The organism is Exiguobacterium aestuarii (genome assembly GCF_020171655.1).
GTDB classification, from domain to species: Bacteria; Bacillota; Bacilli; order Exiguobacteriales; family Exiguobacteriaceae; genus Exiguobacterium; species Exiguobacterium aestuarii_A.
Genome location: NZ_JAIVAC010000003.1, coordinates 75,557 through 97,575 on the forward strand (window position 1 = coordinate 75,557; position 22,019 = coordinate 97,575).

The 22,019-nt window shown below is 46.4% G+C and carries 22 protein-coding genes and 1 other annotated feature (1 of these 23 cut by a window edge); all 22 genes read right to left on the bottom strand.

What is annotated here, in order from left to right:
• Window positions 1–5: 5 nt before the first annotated feature.
• The 22 genes from LCM29_RS12970 to asnA all read right to left on the bottom strand — a co-directional run bounded on the left by LCM29_RS12970 (window position 6) and on the right by asnA (window position 21,871).
• Complete coding sequence (locus tag LCM29_RS12970) at window positions 6–812, bottom strand: hypothetical protein (protein ID WP_224863283.1); 807 nt, start codon at window positions 810–812, stop codon at window positions 6–8.
• The gene (locus tag LCM29_RS12975) at window positions 809–1,489 is read right to left on the bottom strand and encodes an ABC transporter ATP-binding protein (protein WP_214747250.1); all 681 of its coding nucleotides are present in this window, start codon (window positions 1,487–1,489) and stop codon (window positions 809–811) included. The genes LCM29_RS12970 and LCM29_RS12975 overlap by 4 nt, the downstream gene beginning before the upstream one ends.
• Window positions 1,467–1,859: a GntR family transcriptional regulator gene (locus tag LCM29_RS12980; RefSeq protein WP_224863286.1), complete on the bottom strand. Its 393-nt coding sequence runs from the start codon at window positions 1,857–1,859 to the stop codon at window positions 1,467–1,469. Before LCM29_RS12980 ends, LCM29_RS12975 begins: the two co-directional genes overlap by 23 nt.
• Window positions 1,860–1,998: 139 nt before the next feature.
• A complete protein-coding gene (locus LCM29_RS12985; protein WP_224863288.1) occupies window positions 1,999–2,589 on the bottom strand; it encodes a kinase in 591 nt (196 codons plus the stop codon).
• Window positions 2,590–2,640: 51 nt separating this feature from the next.
• Window positions 2,641–4,326, bottom strand: coding sequence for a b(o/a)3-type cytochrome-c oxidase subunit 1 (locus tag LCM29_RS12990; protein ID WP_214696425.1), 1,686 nt, complete (start codon window positions 4,324–4,326; stop codon window positions 2,641–2,643).
• Window positions 4,327–4,797, bottom strand: coding sequence for a cytochrome c oxidase subunit II (locus LCM29_RS12995; protein WP_074033048.1), 471 nt, complete (start codon window positions 4,795–4,797; stop codon window positions 4,327–4,329).
• 24 nt (window positions 4,798–4,821) lie between these two features.
• Window positions 4,822–4,941, bottom strand: coding sequence for a cytochrome c oxidase subunit 2A (locus LCM29_RS13000; RefSeq protein WP_224863290.1), 120 nt, complete (start codon window positions 4,939–4,941; stop codon window positions 4,822–4,824).
• Window positions 4,942–5,119: 178 nt separating this feature from the next.
• Window positions 5,120–5,830, bottom strand: a complete 711-nt coding sequence (locus LCM29_RS13005) for a Crp/Fnr family transcriptional regulator (protein WP_214790605.1) — start codon at window positions 5,828–5,830, stop codon at window positions 5,120–5,122.
• Between the two features lie 153 nt (window positions 5,831–5,983).
• Window positions 5,984–7,369, bottom strand: a complete 1,386-nt coding sequence (locus tag LCM29_RS13010; protein ID WP_224863292.1) for an aldehyde dehydrogenase — start codon at window positions 7,367–7,369, stop codon at window positions 5,984–5,986.
• A 149-nt stretch (window positions 7,370–7,518) separates the two neighbouring features.
• Window positions 7,519–8,664: an MFS transporter gene (locus LCM29_RS13015; protein WP_412093989.1), complete on the bottom strand. Its 1,146-nt coding sequence runs from the start codon at window positions 8,662–8,664 to the stop codon at window positions 7,519–7,521.
• Between the two features lie 121 nt (window positions 8,665–8,785).
• On the bottom strand, window positions 8,786–9,499 hold the full coding sequence (deoD, locus tag LCM29_RS13020) for a purine-nucleoside phosphorylase (RefSeq protein ID WP_074033044.1): 714 nt from the start codon (window positions 9,497–9,499) through the stop codon (window positions 8,786–8,788).
• A 15-nt stretch (window positions 9,500–9,514) separates the two neighbouring features.
• The gene (locus LCM29_RS13025) at window positions 9,515–10,225 is read right to left on the bottom strand and encodes a response regulator (protein WP_214696432.1); all 711 of its coding nucleotides are present in this window, start codon (window positions 10,223–10,225) and stop codon (window positions 9,515–9,517) included.
• Complete coding sequence (locus LCM29_RS13030; RefSeq protein WP_224863294.1) at window positions 10,222–11,973, bottom strand: sensor histidine kinase; 1,752 nt, start codon at window positions 11,971–11,973, stop codon at window positions 10,222–10,224. The genes LCM29_RS13025 and LCM29_RS13030 overlap by 4 nt, the downstream gene beginning before the upstream one ends.
• Before the next feature lie 101 nt (window positions 11,974–12,074).
• Window positions 12,075–13,292 (bottom strand): M48 family metallopeptidase, encoded by a 1,218-nt coding sequence (locus LCM29_RS13035; RefSeq protein ID WP_224863297.1) that lies wholly within the window; start codon window positions 13,290–13,292, stop codon window positions 12,075–12,077.
• Window positions 13,293–13,389: 97 nt separating this feature from the next.
• Window positions 13,390–14,487 carry a PQQ-dependent sugar dehydrogenase gene (locus LCM29_RS13040; RefSeq protein ID WP_224863299.1) on the bottom strand — a complete coding sequence of 366 codons (1,098 nt, stop codon included), beginning with the start codon at window positions 14,485–14,487 and terminating at the stop codon, window positions 13,390–13,392.
• A 37-nt stretch (window positions 14,488–14,524) separates the two neighbouring features.
• On the bottom strand, window positions 14,525–15,985 hold the full coding sequence (locus tag LCM29_RS13045; RefSeq protein ID WP_214876513.1) for an MDR family MFS transporter: 1,461 nt from the start codon (window positions 15,983–15,985) through the stop codon (window positions 14,525–14,527).
• A gap of 63 nt (window positions 15,986–16,048) precedes the next feature.
• Window positions 16,049–16,768 (bottom strand): ABC transporter ATP-binding protein, encoded by a 720-nt coding sequence (locus LCM29_RS13050; RefSeq protein WP_224863301.1) that lies wholly within the window; start codon window positions 16,766–16,768, stop codon window positions 16,049–16,051.
• Complete coding sequence (locus LCM29_RS13055; protein WP_224863303.1) at window positions 16,765–17,541, bottom strand: hypothetical protein; 777 nt, start codon at window positions 17,539–17,541, stop codon at window positions 16,765–16,767. Before LCM29_RS13055 ends, LCM29_RS13050 begins: the two co-directional genes overlap by 4 nt.
• Window positions 17,542–17,559: 18 nt before the next feature.
• Window positions 17,560–18,120 (bottom strand): nitrous oxide reductase accessory protein NosL, encoded by a 561-nt coding sequence (locus tag LCM29_RS13060; protein WP_224863306.1) that lies wholly within the window; start codon window positions 18,118–18,120, stop codon window positions 17,560–17,562.
• Complete coding sequence (locus LCM29_RS13065) at window positions 18,107–19,291, bottom strand: NosD domain-containing protein (protein ID WP_224863308.1); 1,185 nt, start codon at window positions 19,289–19,291, stop codon at window positions 18,107–18,109. The genes LCM29_RS13060 and LCM29_RS13065 overlap by 14 nt, the downstream gene beginning before the upstream one ends.
• Before the next feature lie 146 nt (window positions 19,292–19,437).
• The gene (locus LCM29_RS13070) at window positions 19,438–20,730 is read right to left on the bottom strand and encodes an ABC transporter substrate-binding protein (protein ID WP_214785719.1); all 1,293 of its coding nucleotides are present in this window, start codon (window positions 20,728–20,730) and stop codon (window positions 19,438–19,440) included.
• A 160-nt stretch (window positions 20,731–20,890) separates the two neighbouring features.
• A complete protein-coding gene (gene asnA / locus LCM29_RS13075; RefSeq protein ID WP_224863311.1) occupies window positions 20,891–21,871 on the bottom strand; it encodes an aspartate--ammonia ligase in 981 nt (326 codons plus the stop codon).
• A 69-nt stretch (window positions 21,872–21,940) separates the two neighbouring features.
• Window positions 21,941–22,019, bottom strand: a binding site (T-box leader) (it continues 162 nt past the right edge of the window).

Here is a 22,019-nt window from a genome sequence, read left to right on the forward strand (position 1 = left end):
TCACCTCACACATTCAATTTGCTTTGTAAAAATCTTCGACTGAGCCAAATTGTCACACTTGCCCATACGATTAACACAACACCCACATATACGATTGTCTCATCATAAATCAATCGATTCGACAAAAGGGCATAGCCCAATATCGGAATAGTCAGTATGACCATCAAGATAGATAAGCTAAGTACGGGTGACCACATCGTCCGTTGCCAGAAACTCCGTTCAATCAACACAAATGTGAAAACAAATAATACGACGATGACAATAAACAATTGATGGATGACAAAGTTGACGACTGAAGTAGGATATATCATGGCCAATATTCCGTTAATAGATAAAGCTTGATCAAATGATCCGTTTATCGGTATCATCTTCCCATCGAACCAACTCGTGAACGCTATGTACTGTAATTTGAGAGCAATCCATTCGATGGCCAATAACCCCAACGTCATCATCAAAATTGTAGCAAACTTGGCGAAAAACAAAGTCATCCGTTTTTGTGGCATTGTGAGTAGTCGCAACATGAACGTCCCTCGTCCTTGGAAATCGCGATACCAGATCCAGGCACTGTATAGTAACATCGCTGCGACCGCAATCCCGAGTGACAAGAGATATGGTGTACCTCCAAGATAGTCTGAAAATGACATTTGATAGTCTGCATCTCCTGTACGTCTCAACTGTTCATAAAAGTTCGTCTCGTCCCATAAAAAGTAACCGAGATATCCAAACTGGACGACGAGGAGGCCAGTAACTAACATCAAGAACGGTTTTGTGACACGCTCGACTTCCCAACTCAATAGTTTCAATAGATTCATGCCCCGTACTCCTCTCTCATCACATCGACGATGGACTTCCCATGAATGAAACGGACATCTTCCACATCAAACTCACGGACGATTCTTCCGTTATTCAACATGACGGCCTTGTCGATCAAGTACTCGATATCTTCAATCTCGTGTGTCGTAATGAGCACGCCACGATTCTCCATGACCTCGCTCGAAAATAGTTCGACAATCTGTTCTTTTGAGAAGACATCGATTCCTGAGAACGGTTCATCAAGCAATAAATAGTCCGGGTCTTGGGCAATCCCGAGTGCGAGGTTCGCTTTCGCGAGCGTCCCTTTCGATAACTCGCTCAACTTATCTTCCGGAAACAACTTGAAATCATCGACGAGACGGGCAAATAATGCCGAATCAAATGTCGGATAAAAATCTTTCATGAACGCCTCACATTGTTCGATTGTAAAGTGAATCGGGAACATCGCATGATCGGCGACGAAGGCGACACGATTCAAATCAATCGGTTTCCCATCGATCAATACCGAACCTTTATCGAAAGGTGTCAATCCCATGATGCCTTTCAACAACGTCGACTTCCCCGTACCGTTCAAGCCGATGAGACACGTGATTTCACCTTTATTCGCTGTGAACGAAACGTCTTCAATGACTTGTTTCCGCCGATAACGTTTTTTAACTCCCAACACTTCGATCATCGTACATCCCCTCCTGGTACTGTCGTTTGATTTTTTCAACAAGTTCGTCTACCGAGACATCAAGTTCTTGAATCGATTCTACAAATACGGCGACCGCGTCATCTACAATTTCAGAGCGAATGTGTTTGAGAATGACGTCATCTGTCGTCACGCGACTCGGTCGATTTCGTTCGGTCGTAATCAATTGTTGGTCCTCCATTTCCTTGAACGCTTTTTGAACCGTGTTCGGATTAATCTTCAAATCATTCGCAAGCTCACGCCGGGATGGCATCTCATCCCCGGCTTTTAATTCACCGAGCGCCATCTTCTTCTTGAAGTAGTCGACGACTTGCAGGTAAACCGGTGCCCTCGTATTGAATTGCATGTTCATCACCTTTCTAAGTGTATGACATGGTTAATACACTTTCTAACTGTATTATTAGCGTAATACAGTTAGACGTCAATCATTTTTTCAAATTTTCTCCAAAATAAAAACATCTGACGTATGCGTCAGATGTTAAAACGTTTAGTCAGAGCACGATATCTGCTCCTCTTTTCGGGTCGACGAGTTGGAGATAAAGATCTTCCCCTGGCCAATAACGCCGCTTGTATTTCGCAAGCCGTTCCTCCGGGACGCCGAGATATGTATCTCGATTCAATACCCGTTCATACCGAACATCGCGGGGACAATCAAGATAAATCACGTAATCGTAATATGGTCGCCATTCCGATCGTTGTAGAAAAATCCCTTCCACGACAACGGTATGAGCAGATGACACATCGATCACTTCTTCAACGATGACATCTCGTTCATAATCATATCGCGGTAATATTAACTTCGTAACTCCTTCTGTTAAGGGACGAAACAGTTCACACTCAAGACGCGACACGTCCCGTTGGAGTGCATAATACTCGGTCGGTTCAGATTGTCCGGTCTCATAGCGTTTTGCACGTTCGACGATATAATCATCGATATGAAGCACAAGTAAATCGGACTCTCCATTCAAATGCGAGACGAACGTCGTCTTGCCCGCTCCGCTCAATCCATCAATCGCTACGACAAACGGTCGATTGGCTGAATGCATCGAACGCGCTGCATGGATGACGTCTAGTACGTTCATATCGTTCCTCCCCACACAAAAAAGTCAGCTCACGTATGAGCTGACTTTAGTTTACCAGAGTACCCAACCACGCGCTCCTGGAGGCGCACTCTCAATCAAGTGCCAGATTGGAACCGTGTATGCAAATGCGATCAAGACGAACGTTACCGTAATCCACAATTTCCAGTTTTCGAAATAGCGCGGTGTATCCATCGCCGCCTCTTCTGTCTCAGCGAGCGGGAATTCCTCTTCGCCTTTTGGAGCGAGGAATGACAAGTTGAACATCGAGTAGACGAAGATCAGAACCGAGATGAATAAAATCGTTCCTCCGATCGCCATCATGACGTGGTACGGAATCCATTCACGCGTCAACGCATCCGAGAAGTAAGTTGCTGGACCCGTACGACGTGGGTTACCATTCAATCCTGAAATGTGCATCGCATATGACATGATGGCCATACCGAACGCCCACGTCCCTGCTTGAATCAATCCAAGCTTGTTCATCGCCTTCGTCAACGTGCGACCACGAAGTACTGGTACGAGCCAGTATGCCGTTCCGAAGAACGTCAAGGCGACAGCCGTCCCGACTGTAATATGGAAGTGACCTGTGACCCAAAGTGTATTGTGGACCATCGCGTTCAATTGGTGAGACGCGTTGATGATTCCACCTGCACCGGCTGGAATGAAGAATAACATTCCGACGAATGGTGCAAGGAAACGAACATCGCCATACGGCATTTTCTTCACCCATCCGAACAATCCTTTCGCACCGAGCGCACGTCCACGAAGTTCGAACGTCGCAAAGAGCGAGAATGCTGTCATGAACGATGGGATGACGACCAAGAACGTCAAGATAACTTGAACGAACTTCCAGAACGGTTCAATCCCCGGTTCTGTCAACTGATGGTGGAAGCCGACCGGGAATGAGAAGAGCAAGAACAACAAGAACGCCATCCGTGCCAACGCATCCGAGAAGATCTTCCCACCGATGACTTTCGGCACGACTGTGTACCATACAATATATGCCGGCATGAGCCAGAAATAAACGAGCGGGTGACCGAAGTACCAGAACAAGGTACGAGATAACTCAATTCCGACTGTATCTGTCCATCCTAACGAGAGAGGAAGGAGTTGGAACAGAATCGTTGCTGCGACACCGAGTGTCGCAATGTCCCAAAGAAGCATCGTCATGATACTCATATAAGCCGGGAGCGGCGGATGAACACCAGGATTGTCACGTTTGTAGTCCGCATACATACGGAACATCGCGAATGACGACAACCACGTTCCGACTACGAATAGGACGAGTCCGACATAGAAGAGCGGATCTGCCATGAGCGGTGCATAGAACGTATACAATACTGTCCCTTTGTTGGCCAAGATCATGACCGTTACCATGACGGCACCGATAATCATCGTCCAAAAACCGAGCCAAGCGACACGTGTCGGGAATGATTCAAAACGACCGAACGACTTCGCAAGCAACGCATATAAGAGACCGATGATGAACATCGTCGTGAAGACGATCCCGAGCATAATACCGTGAGCCGTTAGTAATTGATAATATCCAAAGATTTCAGGAATGACTCCGGTCCGAATTAGCGTCTGTGTCAAACCGGCCAACGCACCGATCAAGACGGCGAGAATTGATACGAGAACGTGACCGTACGCAAGACGCGCCTCTTTCGCTCCGATACTTGGAACAGGAACCCCTCGCTCCATCTCCCATTGTTTCAGTTTAGATGATACGTCGTTCATTTACTCCACCACCTTGATTTTAGTCGACATCATGTGATGCCCTGTCCCACAATATTCGTTACAAAGAATCAAAAATTCGCCAGCTTCCTCGAACGTGTACGTCAATGAGTTAATATGTCCAGGGACAACCATCATGTTGACCGGAGTACCTGTCAACTGGAATCCGTGGACAACGTCAGGTGACGTCACAAGGAATGTTACTTTTGCGCCTTTTGGAATTTCAACATTCCCTGGTGTGAACGTAAACGCTTGTGCGATCATGACGAGTTCGTATTCATTCTCACCAATTTGATGAAGTCCTGGTTTGTCGAATGGAGCCGTCTGATTTACTTTGGCCGGGTCAATCAAATCCGCATCCGATGCTGGCTGGTTCCCTGCCGCGAATGCCGATACCCCGAGAACAGTCAAGAAGACCGCGAGTAGGATAATACCAAATGTAAGCCAATACTTTTCTAGTTTATGAATATGCACGATGAGACCCTCCTCCCTACATGTTTATCGTGTGACGAATAAGTAAAAGACTGATGACCACATGGCGATGATGACACCTGCAACGATCATGACCGATGTAAACGTTCCTTTTAGGTTCGGTTCTTGCCCATCTTTATGTTCCACGTGTAAGACCCCTTTCGGTTGTTTTTCCACTTTCATTGTATGCAATCGTCTAGGGGATAATATGTGATATTTATCACTCCAAAAGTGACAATCACATCAAATTTGCGTAGTTTCAACACACAAAATTCACATTTTGATAAAAGTAGGCCACAAAAAAACCGCCTTCACATGAGGCGGTTCATAAACGACATATTCCTGCAGGACAACCCTCGCAGTGACAAAGCTCTTTCAAAAAATCAACATCATGAATGACAATCGATTTGGCTGTCGTGCTGATGACTCCTTCTTTTCGCCATTGACTGATCAATCGATTCACCGTCTCGCGTGGCGCTCCAATCAACTGCCCGAGTTCTCCATCTGACGGATGACGAGGAATGACGATTGTCCCCTCTTCCTCCACCCCATGCATGGCTGCCATACGGAGTAGTGTCGAAGCCAAAGCGCCTGGTTTGCCGTATAGCAATAAGTCGCGTACTTTCATCTCTGAATGTTTGCGCATCATCGATGTCCATCGTAAAATTTCTCCGGCAAAGCGGATGTCACGTTGCATGAGCGATTCCAACTCGCGTTTTGAAATGGTCCCGATCGTACTTTCCTCAGTCGTCTCAATGCTATACGAGCTGGGGAAAGTTTCGACAATGTCAAACTCACCAAAGAAATCATCCGAACCATACATGAACATGACGAGTGGATTTCCCTTTTTTGTGATTTTTGTGAATTTGACAGAACCACTCTTCAAGTAAAAGAACTTATCACACTTCTCACCTTCCCAACATACGATACTCGCTTTCGGATGATGTTGAATCGTCATCATTTCCAGTAGCAATTGTTTCGTTTCATCTGAGAATACAAAACTGTTCGGTTGGGTCGTTCCACATTGCATTGACATAGGTCGGTGCTCCCTCCACGTTTCATTCGTACGTTCCAATTATGACTTTATTATACAGGAGTGTGACAGGGAGTATCAGAAAAGTATGTGACATTTCAAACAATCTTTTTCAAAAAAAGAGAGACCCGGCATTTGTACCGAGTCTCTATAGCTTTATCGTTGAATCAATCGAATCAATTGTTCAGCCGGTTTGAAGTTCGGATACCGAACTGGTAAATCAAATTTTGTCGTGTTTTTCAAAATAGACTTCGCGTGACTAAACGTCTCAAAGCTCGTACGTCCGTGATAGGCCCCCATACCGCTCTCGCCTACTCCACCAAACGGTAAATTCGGGTTCGTCAAATGCATGATGACATCATTCACACACCCTCCTCCAAAGGAGAGGTGTTTCATGATCGTTCTTTCCACATCTTTCGATTCCGTAAAGAGATAGAGCGCAAGTGGATGCGGTCGGTCAGAGATGAACTCAATCACTTCATCTAGCTGACGATACGGAATGACCGGTAAAATCGGGCCAAAAATCTCATCTTTCATCACATCGGCATCTTCTTCGAGATTCGTCATGACGGTTGGCGCGATTTTTAGCTCATCCCGGTTCGTTTCCCCACCAAAAGCAAGTTCACCTTCTGTCAAATAGTGAGACAAACGGTCGAAATGCGATTCGTTGACGATACGAGTGTATCGTTTCGTACCGACACCGTTCCCGAACATCGCAAACGCCTCTTGTTTGATTGCCTCTAAAAATGCTTCTTGCTGCGATTCATGCACGAGCACATAGTCTGGCGCGACACACGTTTGTCCGGCGTTCATCCATTTCCCCCACGCGACACGTTTTGCTGCGATAGAGACATTCGCATCTCCGTGAACGATTACAGGTGATTTCCCTCCGAGTTCGAGTGTGACGGGTGTTAAATGTTCTGCTGCCGCCTTATTTACGATTCGACCGACTTGCGTCGAACCCGTAAAGAAAATGTAGTCCCATTTTTGATTCAAGAGCTCTTGGGCTGTGTCTTTATCCCCCTCGACACTGGCTATATATCGATCGGTGAAAGCACGTTCTAGCACTTGTGTCAGGACACGCGCGACGTTCGGTGTCAGTTCTGAAGGTTTGACGACCGCTGTGTTTCCCGCGGCAATGGCACCAATGAGTGGCGCGACCGCTAGTTGGAACGGATAATTCCACGGAGCGATGATCAATACCGTACCGTATGGCTCATATTGAATTTCACTCTTCATTCCAAGATGGATGGCAGTTCCACGCACACGCTTCGGACGCATCCATCGTTTTAATTCACGTGTCGTCCGAGAAATCTCGTCATAAATGAATCCGATTTCTGTCGTATATGCGTCCATCTCCGATTTGTTCAAGTCCTCTTTAAGCGCTTCTAGCAAGTCCGCTTCATGATGCTTGATCGATTCCTTTAAAAACGTCAGCATACTTAAACGGAATGCCATTGATTTCGTCGCCTGTGTTTTAAAGAAACGACGTTGTTTTTGGACAAGCTCGTCAATCGTCAATTGTTCAATCGGTGCCAGCATGAACTTTCCTCCTTATGATTCATCACATTGATTTCATTTTATCATCGAGTGAAAAACGAATCTAAAATAACGCTTTCATCGGTGTAAGTTAACTAAACGTTTAAATGTTTAAACATTTAATCATAGAGTAATACATTACTTCTATCGTGTCAAAATATCCGTCTTCCCTTTACCACACTGACAAGAAAGAGAAGGCTCGCCCCCCATAAAATCAAACCAGTCAGCGTGAACTGCTCTACGACTGAAAGTGGCAGAGCGCTTAAAAAAGAAGATCCCGCTACCGTCCCAAGAGAGAAGAAGGCATAGAACGCTCCATATGCTTTCCCTCGATTTTGAGGAGAAGTAGATTGAATCAACAGTGTGTTGATGGCCGGGAAAAGAATCGCAAACCCGACACCATATAAGGCAAGTACCCCATAAAGGCTAGTTTGTATACCCGCCTGTCCAATTAACATCTGGCACGTTCCAATAATCGCCACCCCAAGTGCGGTCAATTTTGTCGGTGAAAATCGATCGAACAATCGGTTCGTCGGTAGTAAAAAGAATAGAACGGCGACCACGCCGAACATACTGAGCAATGTCCCGCTCAATCGTGAATCATATCCAAGCTCCTGCACATGGACCGGTAATAAAAACGCAAGTGCCCCCTGGGAAAACATGAGGAAGAATGCCCCCCAGTAGGCTCGAATCACTTTCGGGTCTGGTTTTATCGGTGCTGTATGGGTATCTTTCTTCGAATCCGCCGTTTGACTCCGTCGCATCGTTACGATTGTCACGAACAGAATCACCCAGCCGAATAAAGAAACAAATAAAAAGACGGTCGGTGGTGATGTGATACTGGCGACAATTCCACTGAACGCAGGACCGATGATGGCCGCCAATCCGACGAAACTACCGGTGATGGCGACTTTCTTCCCTTGACGATTCATTGCGGTGATGTTCGCAGACAACGTAAAAGCAGCCGGGACGATGAGTCCAGCCATAAAGCCGTGGACACATCGGACAATCAGTAATATGGATGGTGAGTCGACGAATTGATAAGCGAGTAAACTTAAGCTCGTCAGGAACAAACCGAGAACCAATACGCGATATGGACCTTTCTTGTCAGTCCATATACCGGACAGCACATTTCCAAATGTGTTCGTCAACGAATAAATTGCGATGGAAAAACCAGCGATAAACGAAGATGCCCCAACGGACAACGCAAACGTGCTCATGATTGGGAGTTGGGCGAACAGATCAAAAAAAGCAAAAAATACAATTGCATATAATATAAAACGTGATGGAGTTTTCATTAGACGTTTCCTCTTTCTCGGTATCTTATCCTTAGTCTAGCTGGAGCTCCAACCGTTTCATAGGGATGAATGGGTTTGGACACAAAAAATCCCTACAGCCAAAGACTGTAGGGAAAACTGTTTAGTTCGTCACTTCAACCGCTGTATCGAGAGCGACACGAATCATTTCATCAAACGTCGTCTGACGCTCTTCTGAAGTCGTCTCTTCACCTGTCAACAAGTGGTCAGAGATCGTGAGGATTGTCAACGCGTTTACTTTATGTTTCGCCGCAAGCGTGTAAAGACCCGCTGCTTCCATCTCGATTGCGAGGCAACCGAAGTCTGCCCACTTCTTGAAGTGGTGGAAGTCATCTTGATAGAATTGGTCTGCTGTGAAGATTTGTCCCACTTTGACCGGAATTCCGGCTTTCTCTGCATTCATATATGCACGATGTAGGAGGTCGAACGTCGCTGTTGGTGCATAGTCCATTCCGTTGAAGCGGACACGGTTTTGACCCATCTCACTTGATGCGCTCATGGCGATGACGACATCACGCACTTTGACGTCTTCTTGAATTCCGCCGGCAGTTCCGACACGGATCAAGTTTTTTGCACCGTACGACATGATGAGTTCATTCACGTAAATCGACATCGAAGGCACACCCATCCCCGTTCCTTGGACCGAGATGCGTTTTCCTTTGTACGTACCTGTGAAGCCGTACATACCACGAACTTCATTATATAATTCAACGTCTTCTAAAAACGTCTCCGCGATATACTTGGCGCGAAGCGGATCCCCTGGAAGTAATACCGTTTCTGCAATTTGTCCTTCTTGAGCTCCAATGTGTACACTCATGTTTGAATTCCTCCTTTAAGCTTGTCGTTGAACCTTTTCCCGAAATTCGTTCGGAGTAACACCGACTTGTTTTTTAAAGACCTTCCGGAAATACTTATCGTCCGAAAAGCCGACTGCTTGGGCGACTTCATAGATACGCTGTCTACTCGTCTCTAACAGGCGCTTCGCTTCGTTCATCCGAATCGTCAATACGTATTCAGACAAATTCACGCCATATTGTTGTTTAAAACGTCGCGAGATGTACTCTCGACTTAAGTAAAATCGTTCGCTCATCCCTTGCAAACTCAGTTCTTCCGAAAAATGCTGTTCAATGAACGTTCCAATCTGAGAAATCGGGTCTTCACTCGATCGATCCACCACGTCCCCTAACGCGCGTGCCAACGTATCATTCAATACATCCGGGTCGATCGGTTTTAACAAATAATCAAAGCTCCCATACTGGATGGCCCGTCGCATATACGAATATTCATCGTATCCTGTCAGCACAACAAGCTTAGAAAATGAAGCATGGTCGTGTACCCACTCCATCAGCTCGATCCCATCACAATGGGGCATTTGAATATCGGATAAGATGAGCGCTGGACGTTCTTGTTCGATGAGCGCCTGTGCTTCACGCCCATCTGTTGCTTCAAGAACCGTCGTCACACCGAACCGTTCCCATTCACCGAGTAATTTCACCGCTTCCCTTACCGGAGATTCATCATCTACAATCAACACTTTCGTCATGACGCCACCCCCTCAGAAGAAGCCGGGAAACGCATCATAATTCGAAAACCGCCTGTTTCAGGTGTAGCCAACATAAATTCTGCCTCCCGATTATAGTTTAACATGAGTCGATCGCGAATGTTTCGTAATCCTGTGCCTTCCGTGTCATAAAATGTCGAATCACTTTGTTCAATCCGTGACATGACTCGTTCCCATTCCTCGGTCGTCAGCGAACGACCACTGTTCTCACAACGAATCACGAGTGACGTGCCGTCCATCCAGGCCGTCACATCAAACCGATTCGCTAAAGCAGAGCCGTCCCGCTCGAACCCATGCTTGAAAAAGTTCTCTGCCAACGGCTGCAAAATCATTTTTGGAACAATCAGTTCATAGAGGTCTTCAGGAACTGAGACGGTCACTTGAAACTGATTTGGAAATCGTACGTCTTGAAGACGAATGTATGAGTTCAAATGCTCGATCTCTCGTTTCAATGTCACCATCGACTCTTCTGGATGCATCGTATACCGCATCATCGAAGACAGTTGCGTGATCAATCGATAGACCGTCTTGCCATCTCCCTTCAATGCCAATGTTCCGATCGACTGTAACGTGTTAAATAAGAAATGTGGATTGGTTTGCGCCTGAAGTGTACGAAGCTCGTTCGTCCGATTCTCTAAAGCGAGCTTATACTCTCGTTGAATCAAATCATCGATCCGTTCAATCATTCGCTTGAACTGTCTTCCGAGTACGCCGAACTCATCATTTCCGAGGGAATCAAATGAGACGGTCATGTCCCCTTGCTCGATTCGCCAAATGTTCGAGGTCAACGTCTTGATCGGTGTCGTCAATTTCATCGAAGCATAGGTCGCTCCGATCAGTGCCAAAATGAGCGAGACCATCCCGACAAGCAAGATGATGAATGACGTTCGTGAAGCCGGTTCGGTCAGGAGTTCATCTGGAATCGATTTACCGACATAAAACTGCTGATGATCGAATTCGAATGTTTTCGTGATTTGATGATGTTTCCCATCGGTCGAGATGGATCTTGGCTGAAATGAAGACGGAATTTCTCCCTCACCGAGATGGGCAAACACACGGTTGTCTTCACCGACGAACCATAAACTCTCATCCGGACTATTCTGTAAAGAAGCCAGCTGCCCGATGAATAGATTTTCAGGGATATCGAGCGAAAGAATAGCAAGTGGTTCATCCGTTTCAATCTTGTCGAGCCTGAAATGAAGCGTCACGACGTCTTCTTGTGTCATGATCGGTCCAAAATCATGATAAGCAACAAGTGGATGGGATGCTTCCAATAAGACACGACTTTTCGGATTATCCAAGAGCTGTTGTTGGACGACGCTCGGCTCTTTTTTCGATCGTGGTGACACTTTCATTTTATAAGCCGCAAACGAATCCATATCTTCGAGCATTAACAGCTGAATTTGCGCCACGTCTTCTCGGGACAGATACATCGCGAGTAGCGCGCGCCGCACTTCAATCTCCGTTTCTCTTAACGAAAGTCCCGGTCCATATTCCAAAATGTCTAACACGTCACGATCAGCGTATAAACTCGTTGGCAATCGACTCAAATCAGAGATATAGCGTTCCATCTGACGTGTCCCCCGCTCGAGCGACCATTCGGTCATCTCAAGACCACGTTCACGCTCCCGATCTTGCACGTACCAAAATGAAACAATCGTCGCTAATATGACCGGTACAATGATGGTCAACGCAATCATCCCCGTTAACTTTGTCCGTATGCTATTCACCGATATCCCTCCTACCCAAACAGTATATCACGCTCTATGCAAACGTTTGCAAAAAACCACAAAAAAATTCCCTCGTCTCTTTTGAAACGAGGAAATTTCTTTTATTCATATGCTTCCATTAATTCAATGACTTGAGGACCGTGTCCCCACTCTTTTGCTGTATCGATTGGCGTCATCCCGCTTTCATTCTCAATCGTGACGTCAGCTCCGTTGTCTAATAATAATTGAACGATCTCCGAATCCACCTCATCATTGTAGAACAAGTTGTGAAGTGGCGTTTCGCCATACTCGTCTTGAATATTCACGTCAGCACCATTTTGTAATTCTGCTTCGATCTCTTCATAGCTCGCATTATTATACGTCAATTCTTGGATTGGTTCTTCCCATTCCAACGCCCAATCATCTGCAAGGTCCTCACTCATCGCCGCAGATACAATCTCCGTCAAATCGTCGCTCATAACTAGAAAAGCGATAATGACTCCATTCCCGATGACCGTCAACAGTACCATCGAAATGATAGAAGCTTTCACATATCCAGCCGTCTTGAATACCGGAATGTTTTCTTCACCTGCAGCTGTTGCAATCGATGCGATTCGCTTCGGTAACGTTGGATGCGTCGACAACAACTCACTATACTTCGCGATAAACCCGTTCTCTCGACTTGCTTCGTACATATAGTCGAACTCATTCACTTCTTTCGCGAGCGGTCCCCCGATTGCAAGAACCGTTAACGCACGCTTCGTCGCCCCGAAATCTTGAATGTAATGAGCAGCCATCCGGTCACACGTATATTCACAAGCACGTGAATAGGCAGAACCTAAGAAAGGAATGATACTACCGAGCAAGACGACCCACTGCTTTTGGACATGGTTACGACGAATGTGTGCCAGCTCGTGTGCGATGACAAACTCCACTTCTTTCGTCTGTCCCGTCCGTGTTAATTCCACGACATCCGAATACAGAATGACCATGTTCTTCTGGAAGAAACGTGTGGCAAAAGCGTTTAATACACCACCCGCTTGTAAAATATACACATCTGGCAACAAGCGGATGCCCATATCTGCCCCGACGCGTTGAACCATCTCATGAAGTTCTGTAAACTGACGAGCCGTCACTTTGACACCGTTCGTCCGAATGTACCCGATTTGAATCCAGTGAGTAAAGAGCGAGAGCGATACGATTGTACCGATGATCCATAAAAAGAGACCGAATGAGGCTACTGTCAGCACGATCCCGAGGATTAACATGAGCACGCTTGCTGCAACTAATAGTGAGAAGTATAGTTTTTCTCGTTTATGTACCAAGTTTGAATGATTCATCTATTTTCTCCTTCTTTTTCCAAAATACATGTTTAATTATACCGTTACTTCCAGAAGAAACAACGAAAAAAATAGAAACTGACAAAGTCGTCAGTTTCTAGCGAATCGTTACTTGATAAAGTTGATCGTCTTGAGGTTGTGGGTTGCCTCGTCCGTCCGTATTGTTCGAAATAAAATACAAGGTGTCATCTTCTAACCACACATCACGAATCCGACCTACATCTTCGACAATCGTCGTCACTTGTTTCGTTTCCCGGTCGATGGCAACAAGCCGCTCGTTCCGAAGTGTCGCCATATAGACGTACTGTTCATCTGTCGCGATACCAGAAGGTGCCCAAGACGTCTCGCCTACTTCAAACCACGGTGTGACAAGGCCATCTTGTTCCTGATTCGCCTCAATGATCGGCCATCCATAATTGTTTCCTTCTTCTATCACGTTTACCTCGTCATGTCCGCTCGCCCCGTGTTCGCTCGCATAAAGAACTTCATCAATTTGACTCAATCCTTGAGGATTGCGGTGACCGAGCGAATAGATCCAGTCGGTCGGTTTACCTTCACCCGATAATGGGATTCGTAGAATCTTTCCGGCTAATGATGATTCGTCTTGTGCGAGTTCAGGCACGAGCGCATCTCCCGTCGTCACCCAAAGATGCTCACCGTCCAGCAATAGGCGACCTCCGTTGTGGAAACGTGCACCTGGAATCTCGTCAAGCAAGACGTCCGTCTCTTCAAAGCGTTCTCCATCCCACGTCAACTCGACCACACGATTTTGAACATTTCTTCCAGACGATCCATACGTGTGATACGCGTAAAGGATTCCGCTCGATTCAAAATCTTCGCTTAACGCAAGGCCAAGGAGCCCTCCTTCACCAATCTCGAATACACTTTCCTTGAAGTTCACGTCTTGTCGGGTTGCGCGACCCGAACTGTCAATCACGGTGATGGTACCACCGCGTTCGGATACGAGCCACCCCTCCTCTGTTCGAGCGAGTGACCACGGGATGGACAAGTTCTCGGCAATGGCGGTCACTTCTCCAATCTCAAGATTCGACTCTTCCGTCGTACTCGTCTCACGATCAGTCTCTGACTCACTACGTGTCTCTTCTAAAGTAGGTGGTTCTGTTCCTTCGTTCGTCGATTCCGGCGTACATCCCATCAGAAACAACAGTGTCACAATCCCAATTTGACGTTTCATGTCGGTTCGCCTCCCTTTCCTTCATCATACCCTTGTTTCAAGAGCGTTGTGAAGGTTCCGGTGGGCGAGCCGGCAAGCGGGACGCGATGACGAACGCGATGATTGCGGCGACCATCGCTCCGATAAAGATGCTGTTCAATCCGGTCGCAATGATTTGTTCTCCTTGAAGTCGAACCGAAGCGTTCAACGTCTCCGTGACGCTCTGATTGAAGAAGTCTTCTAACGAAACTTGAGATAACGCGCTGCTCTCTTTAAAGTCGTTAAGAACAACAAAGTTAAAGACTGCTCCGAACACCGCTACACCGAGCGTTTGACCAACCGTGCTTAAAAATGAGTTGGTCGCCGTCGCCGTTCCACGCTGTTGATAAGAGACGACAGTTTGCAGGACGACGATAAACATCGGTTGAGACAATCCAAATCCGACACCGATTAGCGCCACTGCCCCATACACCCATACGTCTGAACTCGACTGGGATAACAGTGTTAACGTCAGCGTCCCGATGATGAGCAATCCCATCCCGATCAAGGCGCGTCGTCTCGGAGAAGCCACTCCGAGTGAACGCCCCCCGATAATCGACGTGAACGTCCACGCGACCGAAAGTGGCATCAACATGAATCCAGCCTCTGTCGCCGATTTTCCCAACACAGCTTGTGCCCAAATTGGAATGTAAGCGGACATGGAGACGAGCACCCACGCCGCAAAAAAGACCGAGCCGTTGATGGCAGCAATCGTTGGTTGCTTGAGTAATTCAAACGGCAATAACGGAGATTTTGCTTTTCGTTCAGATACGAAGAAACCAACCAATAAGATGATACTGAATACCCCACTGGCAACAATGGTCGTCGTCCATTCATTCGTTTCACTGAATGTGATCAGGGCGTATAAGAATGCTGTCGTCCCACCTGCGAACAAGAGCGCTCCTTTCAAGTCGATTCGTTCAGTCGTCTCAGCGACTTTCTCTTTATAGAAGATGATGATCATGATAAACGAGAGTAACGCAAATGGTACGTTCAATAAAAAGACGTAGCGCCAAGATAACGTTTCGACTAAAAAGCCTCCGATGACCGGACCGAGCACACCCGACACACCCCATACGGCACTTAAAATCCCTTGAATCTTTCCGCGCTCCTCGTATTTATATAGGTCTCCGATAATCGTCATCGAAATCGGAAGGACGGCACCGGCCCCTAGACCTTGTAGCGCCCGAAAAACGATCAGCTGTTCCATCGACGTGGCTAACCCACATAAGAGTGAGGATAGCGTGAACAATCCGATTCCAAATAAGAGGACACGCTTTCGCCCGAATAAATCTGCTACTTTTCCATAAATCGGTGTTGATACTGCTGTAAATAGTAAGAAGGCAGCAAATACCCAGCTGACGAGCGTCGCCCCGTTCAACTCACTGGCAATGACAGGCGTCGCAACTGATACGACCGTCCCTTCGATCGCCGCTAAAAAGGTTGCCAATAAGAGAGCAACCGTCACATTTTTTCTCATCCGTTCCATCTCCCCAAAAAAATAGTGGCGTCGGAAGGTTCCGAGCACCACTTCAACTGTCTATTATTTTGTGCGAGCCACGTCCATTTGACAAGTGTCATCTTCTGATTCGAAAAAGAATTCTCTTAGACGTTCATACGCGGCTTGTTCGTCATCGACATGCACCTTCCCACAAATAGAACCCGCTCTCATCATCCAGACTTCATCTGACAACATAGCGGCAACATCTAATTGATGAGTTGAAAATACAATGGTCGTCCCTCGCTCCGCCTCTTCACGTAGTAAATCTTGAAGCATTCGCACCCAGATCGGGTCTAGACCGTTCGTCGGTTCATCTAATAAAAGGATGGCCGCCTCATTGACGAGCGCTTGTGCCAAGAGGAGACGTTGTCGCATTCCTTTGGATAGTTCGGTGATTTTCTTGCGCTTATGTTCATATAATCCGACCCGTTTTAGAACTTCAGGAGTCGGACGTGCGCCTTGCAAGATCGCGTAATAGGCGAACGTCTCTTCAACCGTCCATGTATCGTCAAATGAGAAGTCGTCTGGCATATAACCAAAGCTTTGATTGTATTTCATTCGTTCAGTTGTCGTGAAGCCATTCAACTGAATGACGCCGGTACTTGGTTCAATCGTTCCATTCATCAGATTTAAAAGCGTCGATTTCCCCGCCCCATTACTCCCGCATAAAGCAATAATTCTCCCTGAGGTAATCTCTTCACGAATCGGATGGAGCGACCACGTATCGCCATATTTTTTTCCTACGTCTATACAGTGAATCATGATGTTTTCCTCCAAGCCACTTTCGAAGCAAACCACAACAAGACACTACTCATCGCCATCAAGATAGCCCAGACGACGATGGATCCAATCGGGCGATTCATCCAATTTAACCAGTTAAGATACACCTCTCCAAACACGTCTGGAGATGATACTGTTGTACTGGCCCAAATGCGCATCAAATCAAATCCATTCACAAACAGTGCAAGGATCATTCCATTCATCTGCATGCCATAAGGAAGCCAGGAAATCATCGCCACAAGAATCGTCGGCCATAATAGTACGAGGACGACCCACATTAAAAAGGCGAGTAACATCGCTCGGATCCTTGTACGACCGAATAGTCCGATTAACGTACCGAGTGCCGTCGCATATATTGTTAATCCGGTCGCGTAGACAAATAAGATGAACCACGTTGTAAACGATTGACCGACAACGAGTGACGCGATGAAGAATGCCAATAATAGAACAAGTACTTGTGTAACCAAAAACGAACTGAAGCGGATGAAAATGAATTTCCACTTTGGATACGTGAATGTCGAAAGCAAACTTAGTCGTTTCGATTCTTGTTCTTGTCCCCAATGGATTGCCGTGGTCAGTAAGATGAAAAGCGGAAGCAATAGACCGAGCACCGTGATCAACGTTGCGCTTATGTTCGTATAGTCGGCAGCAATCGGTAGTGCTTGTCCAAGTCCTCCAAGTAGAACGAGTGTGAGAATCCACGTCAGGAGAAAGGCATAGTTCTCTCGCTTTCGAAGGCTGCGTGCCCATTCCATCCTCCATAGAGACATCGGTTACTGCCCTTCTTCTTCCGTATCCATCTCCATGTCCATCTCGCTATCTTGATTCATTCCGTCCATCGAGCCTTCGCCATCCATCATCATGTTCATCTCGCCACGTTCCCATGTATGATCTTTCAATTGATCGAAGTTCATCATCTTGCCGCCGTTCTCTTCCATATACGCTTCCGCGTCCGCCTCTTTTGCGAACGATAGAATATTGTAAGCCATCGGTGTTTTCGACTCTTTGTCGTAAACAAACATCGCTTCGTCTAATTCGACCCAATCTTTTGTATTGAAATCTTTCACATACATGGCTGCAATATCGTCTTCTTTTTGTTCTGGATACCAATCACGCATCAAGCATCCAATATCATCGAACGCATATCCTTTTTCATTCTCCATGATTGCTTCCGCTGCGAACTGCTCATCCATGATTTTCATCTTACACACTTCGCATTCCGTTTCGCCCCATTTGATTTCAAACGGTTCTGCCGACGCACTTGAACATGCACCAAGTGCTAACGATAATCCTGCTACTGATAATAGTCCTGCTACTTGTTTATACGATTTCATGTCGTTTCCTCCCAAATCTCCAAATGATCATGAGCAATAAAATACTTCCTACATTCCAGACCGAACCGTTCCATTTCCACATCGGAGAATAAGTTTGTGGTGAAACATCTGTCAACGATACGTCTTTCGGGCTCCTTAATATACTTTTTAGTAAAAGAAGACCAGGTGACCCATACAATAATTCGAATGCCTCATATGAATCTGTCAATAAGAATAAATATGGGTCTGTGCGAAATGGAACCTCACTATAGCCGTCGCCATTCAGGTCAAGGGTTATGTCACCCCACACATTTCCTTGCACGATGTTTTCAGATGACTCGACCATCGTTACGGGTTCTCGATTCCCCAATAGATTATTTTGGAGAATCATCATCCCTCTTGCTTGCTTCAATTGAAAGCCAATGTCATTTCCATTAATTGCATTCTGTTCGAGTGTCGTCCCAGTCGACTGCTCCGCATATAAACCGATATGATTCCCATAAATACTCGTCTTCTCAATTGTTGTATCGATGGCTTCATATAACATCAGTCCCGTCGCCGTTCCACCGACTTGATCATGCACATTTCCATTTTGAAAAGTGACTCGATTCGTACCCATAATCATCGCACCCGTCAGGTTATGATGAAGTTCAGGTACAGAAATCATAACGTCAGTCGGAAACATCAAGTGAATGCCATAACGTGAATGCGAGACGACTGGTCGCACAATCGTGTGCTGAAATCCATTTTCTATGTATATCCCGTCTCGCACTTCTTTTGCGACGACTCCTCTAAGCTCTGACGCTTCGCTATTGAGAAGAACGACCCCATCTGCCTGTCCATTTCCTTGAATTGATGTTCGAATGACACGTACGCCGTAACCATTCTTAATCAATAGTCCAGTGCCCGAGGATTCGATGGACACATCGATTAGTTGGTGTCCGAGACCCGATACTTGAACGGCGGGTACACGATCACTCTCGCACTGTTGAACCGATACACGTTCAAGAAGAGCACCCGTTCCTCGAAGAATGAACGCCGGATGTCCACAACTCGTATATGTTTTTCCAGCCCCATCAAATACTTCGTTTGATTCGATGACGATTGGTTCGGTCAATGGAGTCAGCGTTTCTTCCGCATTCACATGCGGCACCCAACACATAAATAGAATCCCTACTAGTAATCGTTTCATGCCCCCTCCTTCTCTCAACCGCTTACATCACTTATTCTACTGAAACCCCCGTGGGTATGTGTGTGGTTTATATGGGATTCTTGTGACAGTTTCTTCATAAAAAAAACACAGACAGTGAAGGGGTCGTTTCACCGTCTGTGCGTCGCTTATTTCACTTTGTCTTGCCATACTTTCGTGAAGTCTTGTAGCATCTCTTCACCTGTTTTTTGTCCACCGACATATGCCTGCATGAGGGCACCGTATTCATTCACCGCACCATCCGGGTACTTGAACCAGTTCCACGAGATGGTCTTTCCTTCATTCGAGTATGCGAGGATGTCATCCGCGAGCGGTCCGAGGTCGTTCGCTTCAATCGACTTGAATGCAGGAATAAACTTGAACTTGTTGACCATATAGTCTTTCCCAGTATCAGATGTCGCCATCCATTCTAAGAAATCTTTTGCTTCTTCTTTATACTTCGAGTTCTTGTTGACGACCCAGTTGTTCGGGACACCAACCGGTAGGCGGTCCATTTTCTCGGCATCATCGTTGATTGGGATTGGAACGAAGCCCATCTCCATATCCGGATTCACATCGAGAATCATCTGTTGTGCCCAGTTCCCTTGTTGGAGCATCGCTGTCTCTCCTTGGGCGAACTGTGTGACTTGTGTATTATAGTCTGTCGTCAATGGATTCTTATTCCCGTATTTGATCGTCAAATCAAACAGCTTCAAAAATTCTTGGAACTGTTCGTTGTCTTCAAATTTCGCTTTATTTTCGTTCAATGCTTGAATGAACGCGTCCGGATCGTCTTGCTGCGCCATCGGAATATTTAAGAGATGAATGCCTAAAATCCAAAACTCTGCATAACCAACAGAGAATGGTGTGATCCCCGCCTTCTCTAATTTTTCTGCCGCTGCTGTCAATTCAGAAAGCGTTTTTGGTAACTCATCGATGCCGGCCTTTTCAAACAGTGCCTTGTTATAAATAAAACCGTATCCTTCAAGGTTCATCGGCATTCCGTAAAGTTTACCATCCATCGTCATCGGCTCTTTGGCGACTTCCGTCAAATCACCGACCCATTTCTCGCTCGATAAGTCTTCGAGTTTGTCTTTCCACGTTTGTGCTTCTGTGAAGCCACCGTTGTTGAAGATGTCCGGTTCGTTGCCTGAAGCGAATTGAGACTTGAGGGCCGCACCATAGTCCGCACCGCCACCGACCGTTTGAACGGTCACTTTGACGCCAGTCTCTTCTTCATACTCTTTCGCCATTGCTTCAAGATCTTTGGCGATCTCCGCTTTGAACTGAAAGACATTTAACGTAACGTCTTTTTTATCACCGCTATCCGCACTTCCTTCAGAAGACCCTTCGTCTGTAAGAGATCCTCCTCCACAAGCTGCTAATGATAGTACCATTCCAGCTGTCATGACTGCAGTCGACAATTTCCACTTCCGTTTCATTTCATTTCCTCCCTTAACCTGATCCATTCTTTACAAAATCAACTTTAAATGAAAACGCTTCCATAATGTAGGTGTCAAATTTGACGAATAGGGTGGAAAATGTTGCACAGAAAAACAGGACTCACGTTTGGAGTCCTGTTCCGTGTTTCTTCATATTATATTACAACAAGCTGATGCCAGCTTTTTCACACGACTGAATCACTTCTTGTGGCCAGACCGACGTTTGTACTTCCCCGATATGACGCGCACGCAAGAGATACATCGCCACACGTGATTGACCGATTCCTCCGCCAATCGTCAGCGGAAGCGTTCCTTCGAGAACACCTTGGTGGAATGGATATGCCCGTTTCTCGTCCGCATCCGCTTTTTTCAGCTGTGCGTCAAGAGCCGTTTCATCTACCCGGATCCCCATCGATGACAATTCAAATGCCGACTCGAGTTCTGGATGCCAGACAAGAATGTCACCGTTGAGTGACCAGTCGTCATAATCAGCCGCACGTCCATCGTGCTTCATGCCAGATGCGAGAAGGTCACCAATTTGCGAGATAAAGACGGCGCCATGTTCTTTACAGATGGCACTCTCACGTTCTTTCGGTGTCATCGTCGGATATGCGTCCTCTAACTCTTGACTCGTGATGAAATGGATGGCTTCCGAAAGAATCGCTTCAATGCCATACGTTGTTTCCACTTCCGATTCTGTTTCACGGAGTGCCGCATAGATCGACTCGACCGTTGCTTTTAAATATTCCATCGTCCGTTCTTCTCGAGCGATGACTCGCTCCCAGTCCCACTGATCGACGAAGAGAGAGTGTGTCGCATCGAGTTCTTCATCACGGCGAATGGCGCGCATTTGCGTGTATAACCCTTCTCCGACTCCGAATCCATAACGTCCGAGTGCCTCACGTTTCCATTTCGCAAGCGATTGAACGATTTCAAGTTCATGTCCTGGGTACATTGTATCGAACTGAATGATGCGCTCCACGCCGTTTAAATGGTCGTTGACACCACTTGCCGATTCAACGAATAGCGGTGCCTGTACTTGCGTGAGTCCGAGTTCACGTGAGACCTTCTCCTCGAAGAGTGCCTTTACTGCTGCGATTGTCTGCTGTCTTTCCTTCATCGTGCTTGTTGCTGTTGTCATTTTCCGTTTCCTCCAATTGTGGAATATTTGAAAATGAAGCCATGAAAAAAAGCCCTCCATTCCCATTGAACATGGGACGGAAGACTTCGGTTCCGCGGTGCCACCCAAATTAGTAGACGAATCTACTCACTTTTTCGAGACAATCATC

Bases quoted from the DNA above. Each gene is read 5' to 3' on its own strand.
- LCM29_RS12970 (WP_224863283.1), bottom strand. From the start codon at position 812: ATGAATCTATTGAAACTATTGAGTTGGGAAGTCGAGCGTGTCACAAAA.
- LCM29_RS12975 (WP_214747250.1), bottom strand. From the start codon at position 1,489: ATGATCGAAGTGTTGGGAGTTAAAAAACGTTATCGGCGGAAACAAGTC.
- LCM29_RS12980 (WP_224863286.1), bottom strand. From the start codon at position 1,859: ATGAACATGCAATTCAATACGAGGGCACCGGTTTACCTGCAAGTCGTC.
- LCM29_RS12985 (WP_224863288.1), bottom strand. From the start codon at position 2,589: ATGAACGTACTAGACGTCATCCATGCAGCGCGTTCGATGCATTCAGCC.
- LCM29_RS12990 (WP_214696425.1), bottom strand. From the start codon at position 4,326: ATGAACGACGTATCATCTAAACTGAAACAATGGGAGATGGAGCGAGGG.
- LCM29_RS13005 (WP_214790605.1), bottom strand. From the start codon at position 5,830: ATGTCAATGCAATGTGGAACGACCCAACCGAACAGTTTTGTATTCTCA.
- LCM29_RS13010 (WP_224863292.1), bottom strand. From the start codon at position 7,369: ATGCTGGCACCGATTGAACAATTGACGATTGACGAGCTTGTCCAAAAA.
- LCM29_RS13015 (WP_412093989.1), bottom strand. From the start codon at position 8,664: ATGAAAACTCCATCACGTTTTATATTATATGCAATTGTATTTTTTGCT.
- deoD (WP_074033044.1), bottom strand. From the start codon at position 9,499: ATGAGTGTACACATTGGAGCTCAAGAAGGACAAATTGCAGAAACGGTA.
- LCM29_RS13025 (WP_214696432.1), bottom strand. From the start codon at position 10,225: ATGACGAAAGTGTTGATTGTAGATGATGAATCTCCGGTAAGGGAAGCG.
- LCM29_RS13035 (WP_224863297.1), bottom strand. From the start codon at position 13,292: ATGAATCATTCAAACTTGGTACATAAACGAGAAAAACTATACTTCTCA.
- LCM29_RS13040 (WP_224863299.1), bottom strand. From the start codon at position 14,487: ATGAAACGTCAAATTGGGATTGTGACACTGTTGTTTCTGATGGGATGT.
- LCM29_RS13045 (WP_214876513.1), bottom strand. From the start codon at position 15,985: ATGAGAAAAAATGTGACGGTTGCTCTCTTATTGGCAACCTTTTTAGCG.
- LCM29_RS13050 (WP_224863301.1), bottom strand. From the start codon at position 16,768: ATGATTCACTGTATAGACGTAGGAAAAAAATATGGCGATACGTGGTCG.
- LCM29_RS13055 (WP_224863303.1), bottom strand. From the start codon at position 17,541: ATGGAATGGGCACGCAGCCTTCGAAAGCGAGAGAACTATGCCTTTCTC.
- LCM29_RS13060 (WP_224863306.1), bottom strand. From the start codon at position 18,120: ATGAAATCGTATAAACAAGTAGCAGGACTATTATCAGTAGCAGGATTA.
- LCM29_RS13065 (WP_224863308.1), bottom strand. From the start codon at position 19,291: ATGAAACGATTACTAGTAGGGATTCTATTTATGTGTTGGGTGCCGCAT.
- LCM29_RS13070 (WP_214785719.1), bottom strand. From the start codon at position 20,730: ATGAAACGGAAGTGGAAATTGTCGACTGCAGTCATGACAGCTGGAATG.
- asnA (WP_224863311.1), bottom strand. From the start codon at position 21,871: ATGACAACAGCAACAAGCACGATGAAGGAAAGACAGCAGACAATCGCA.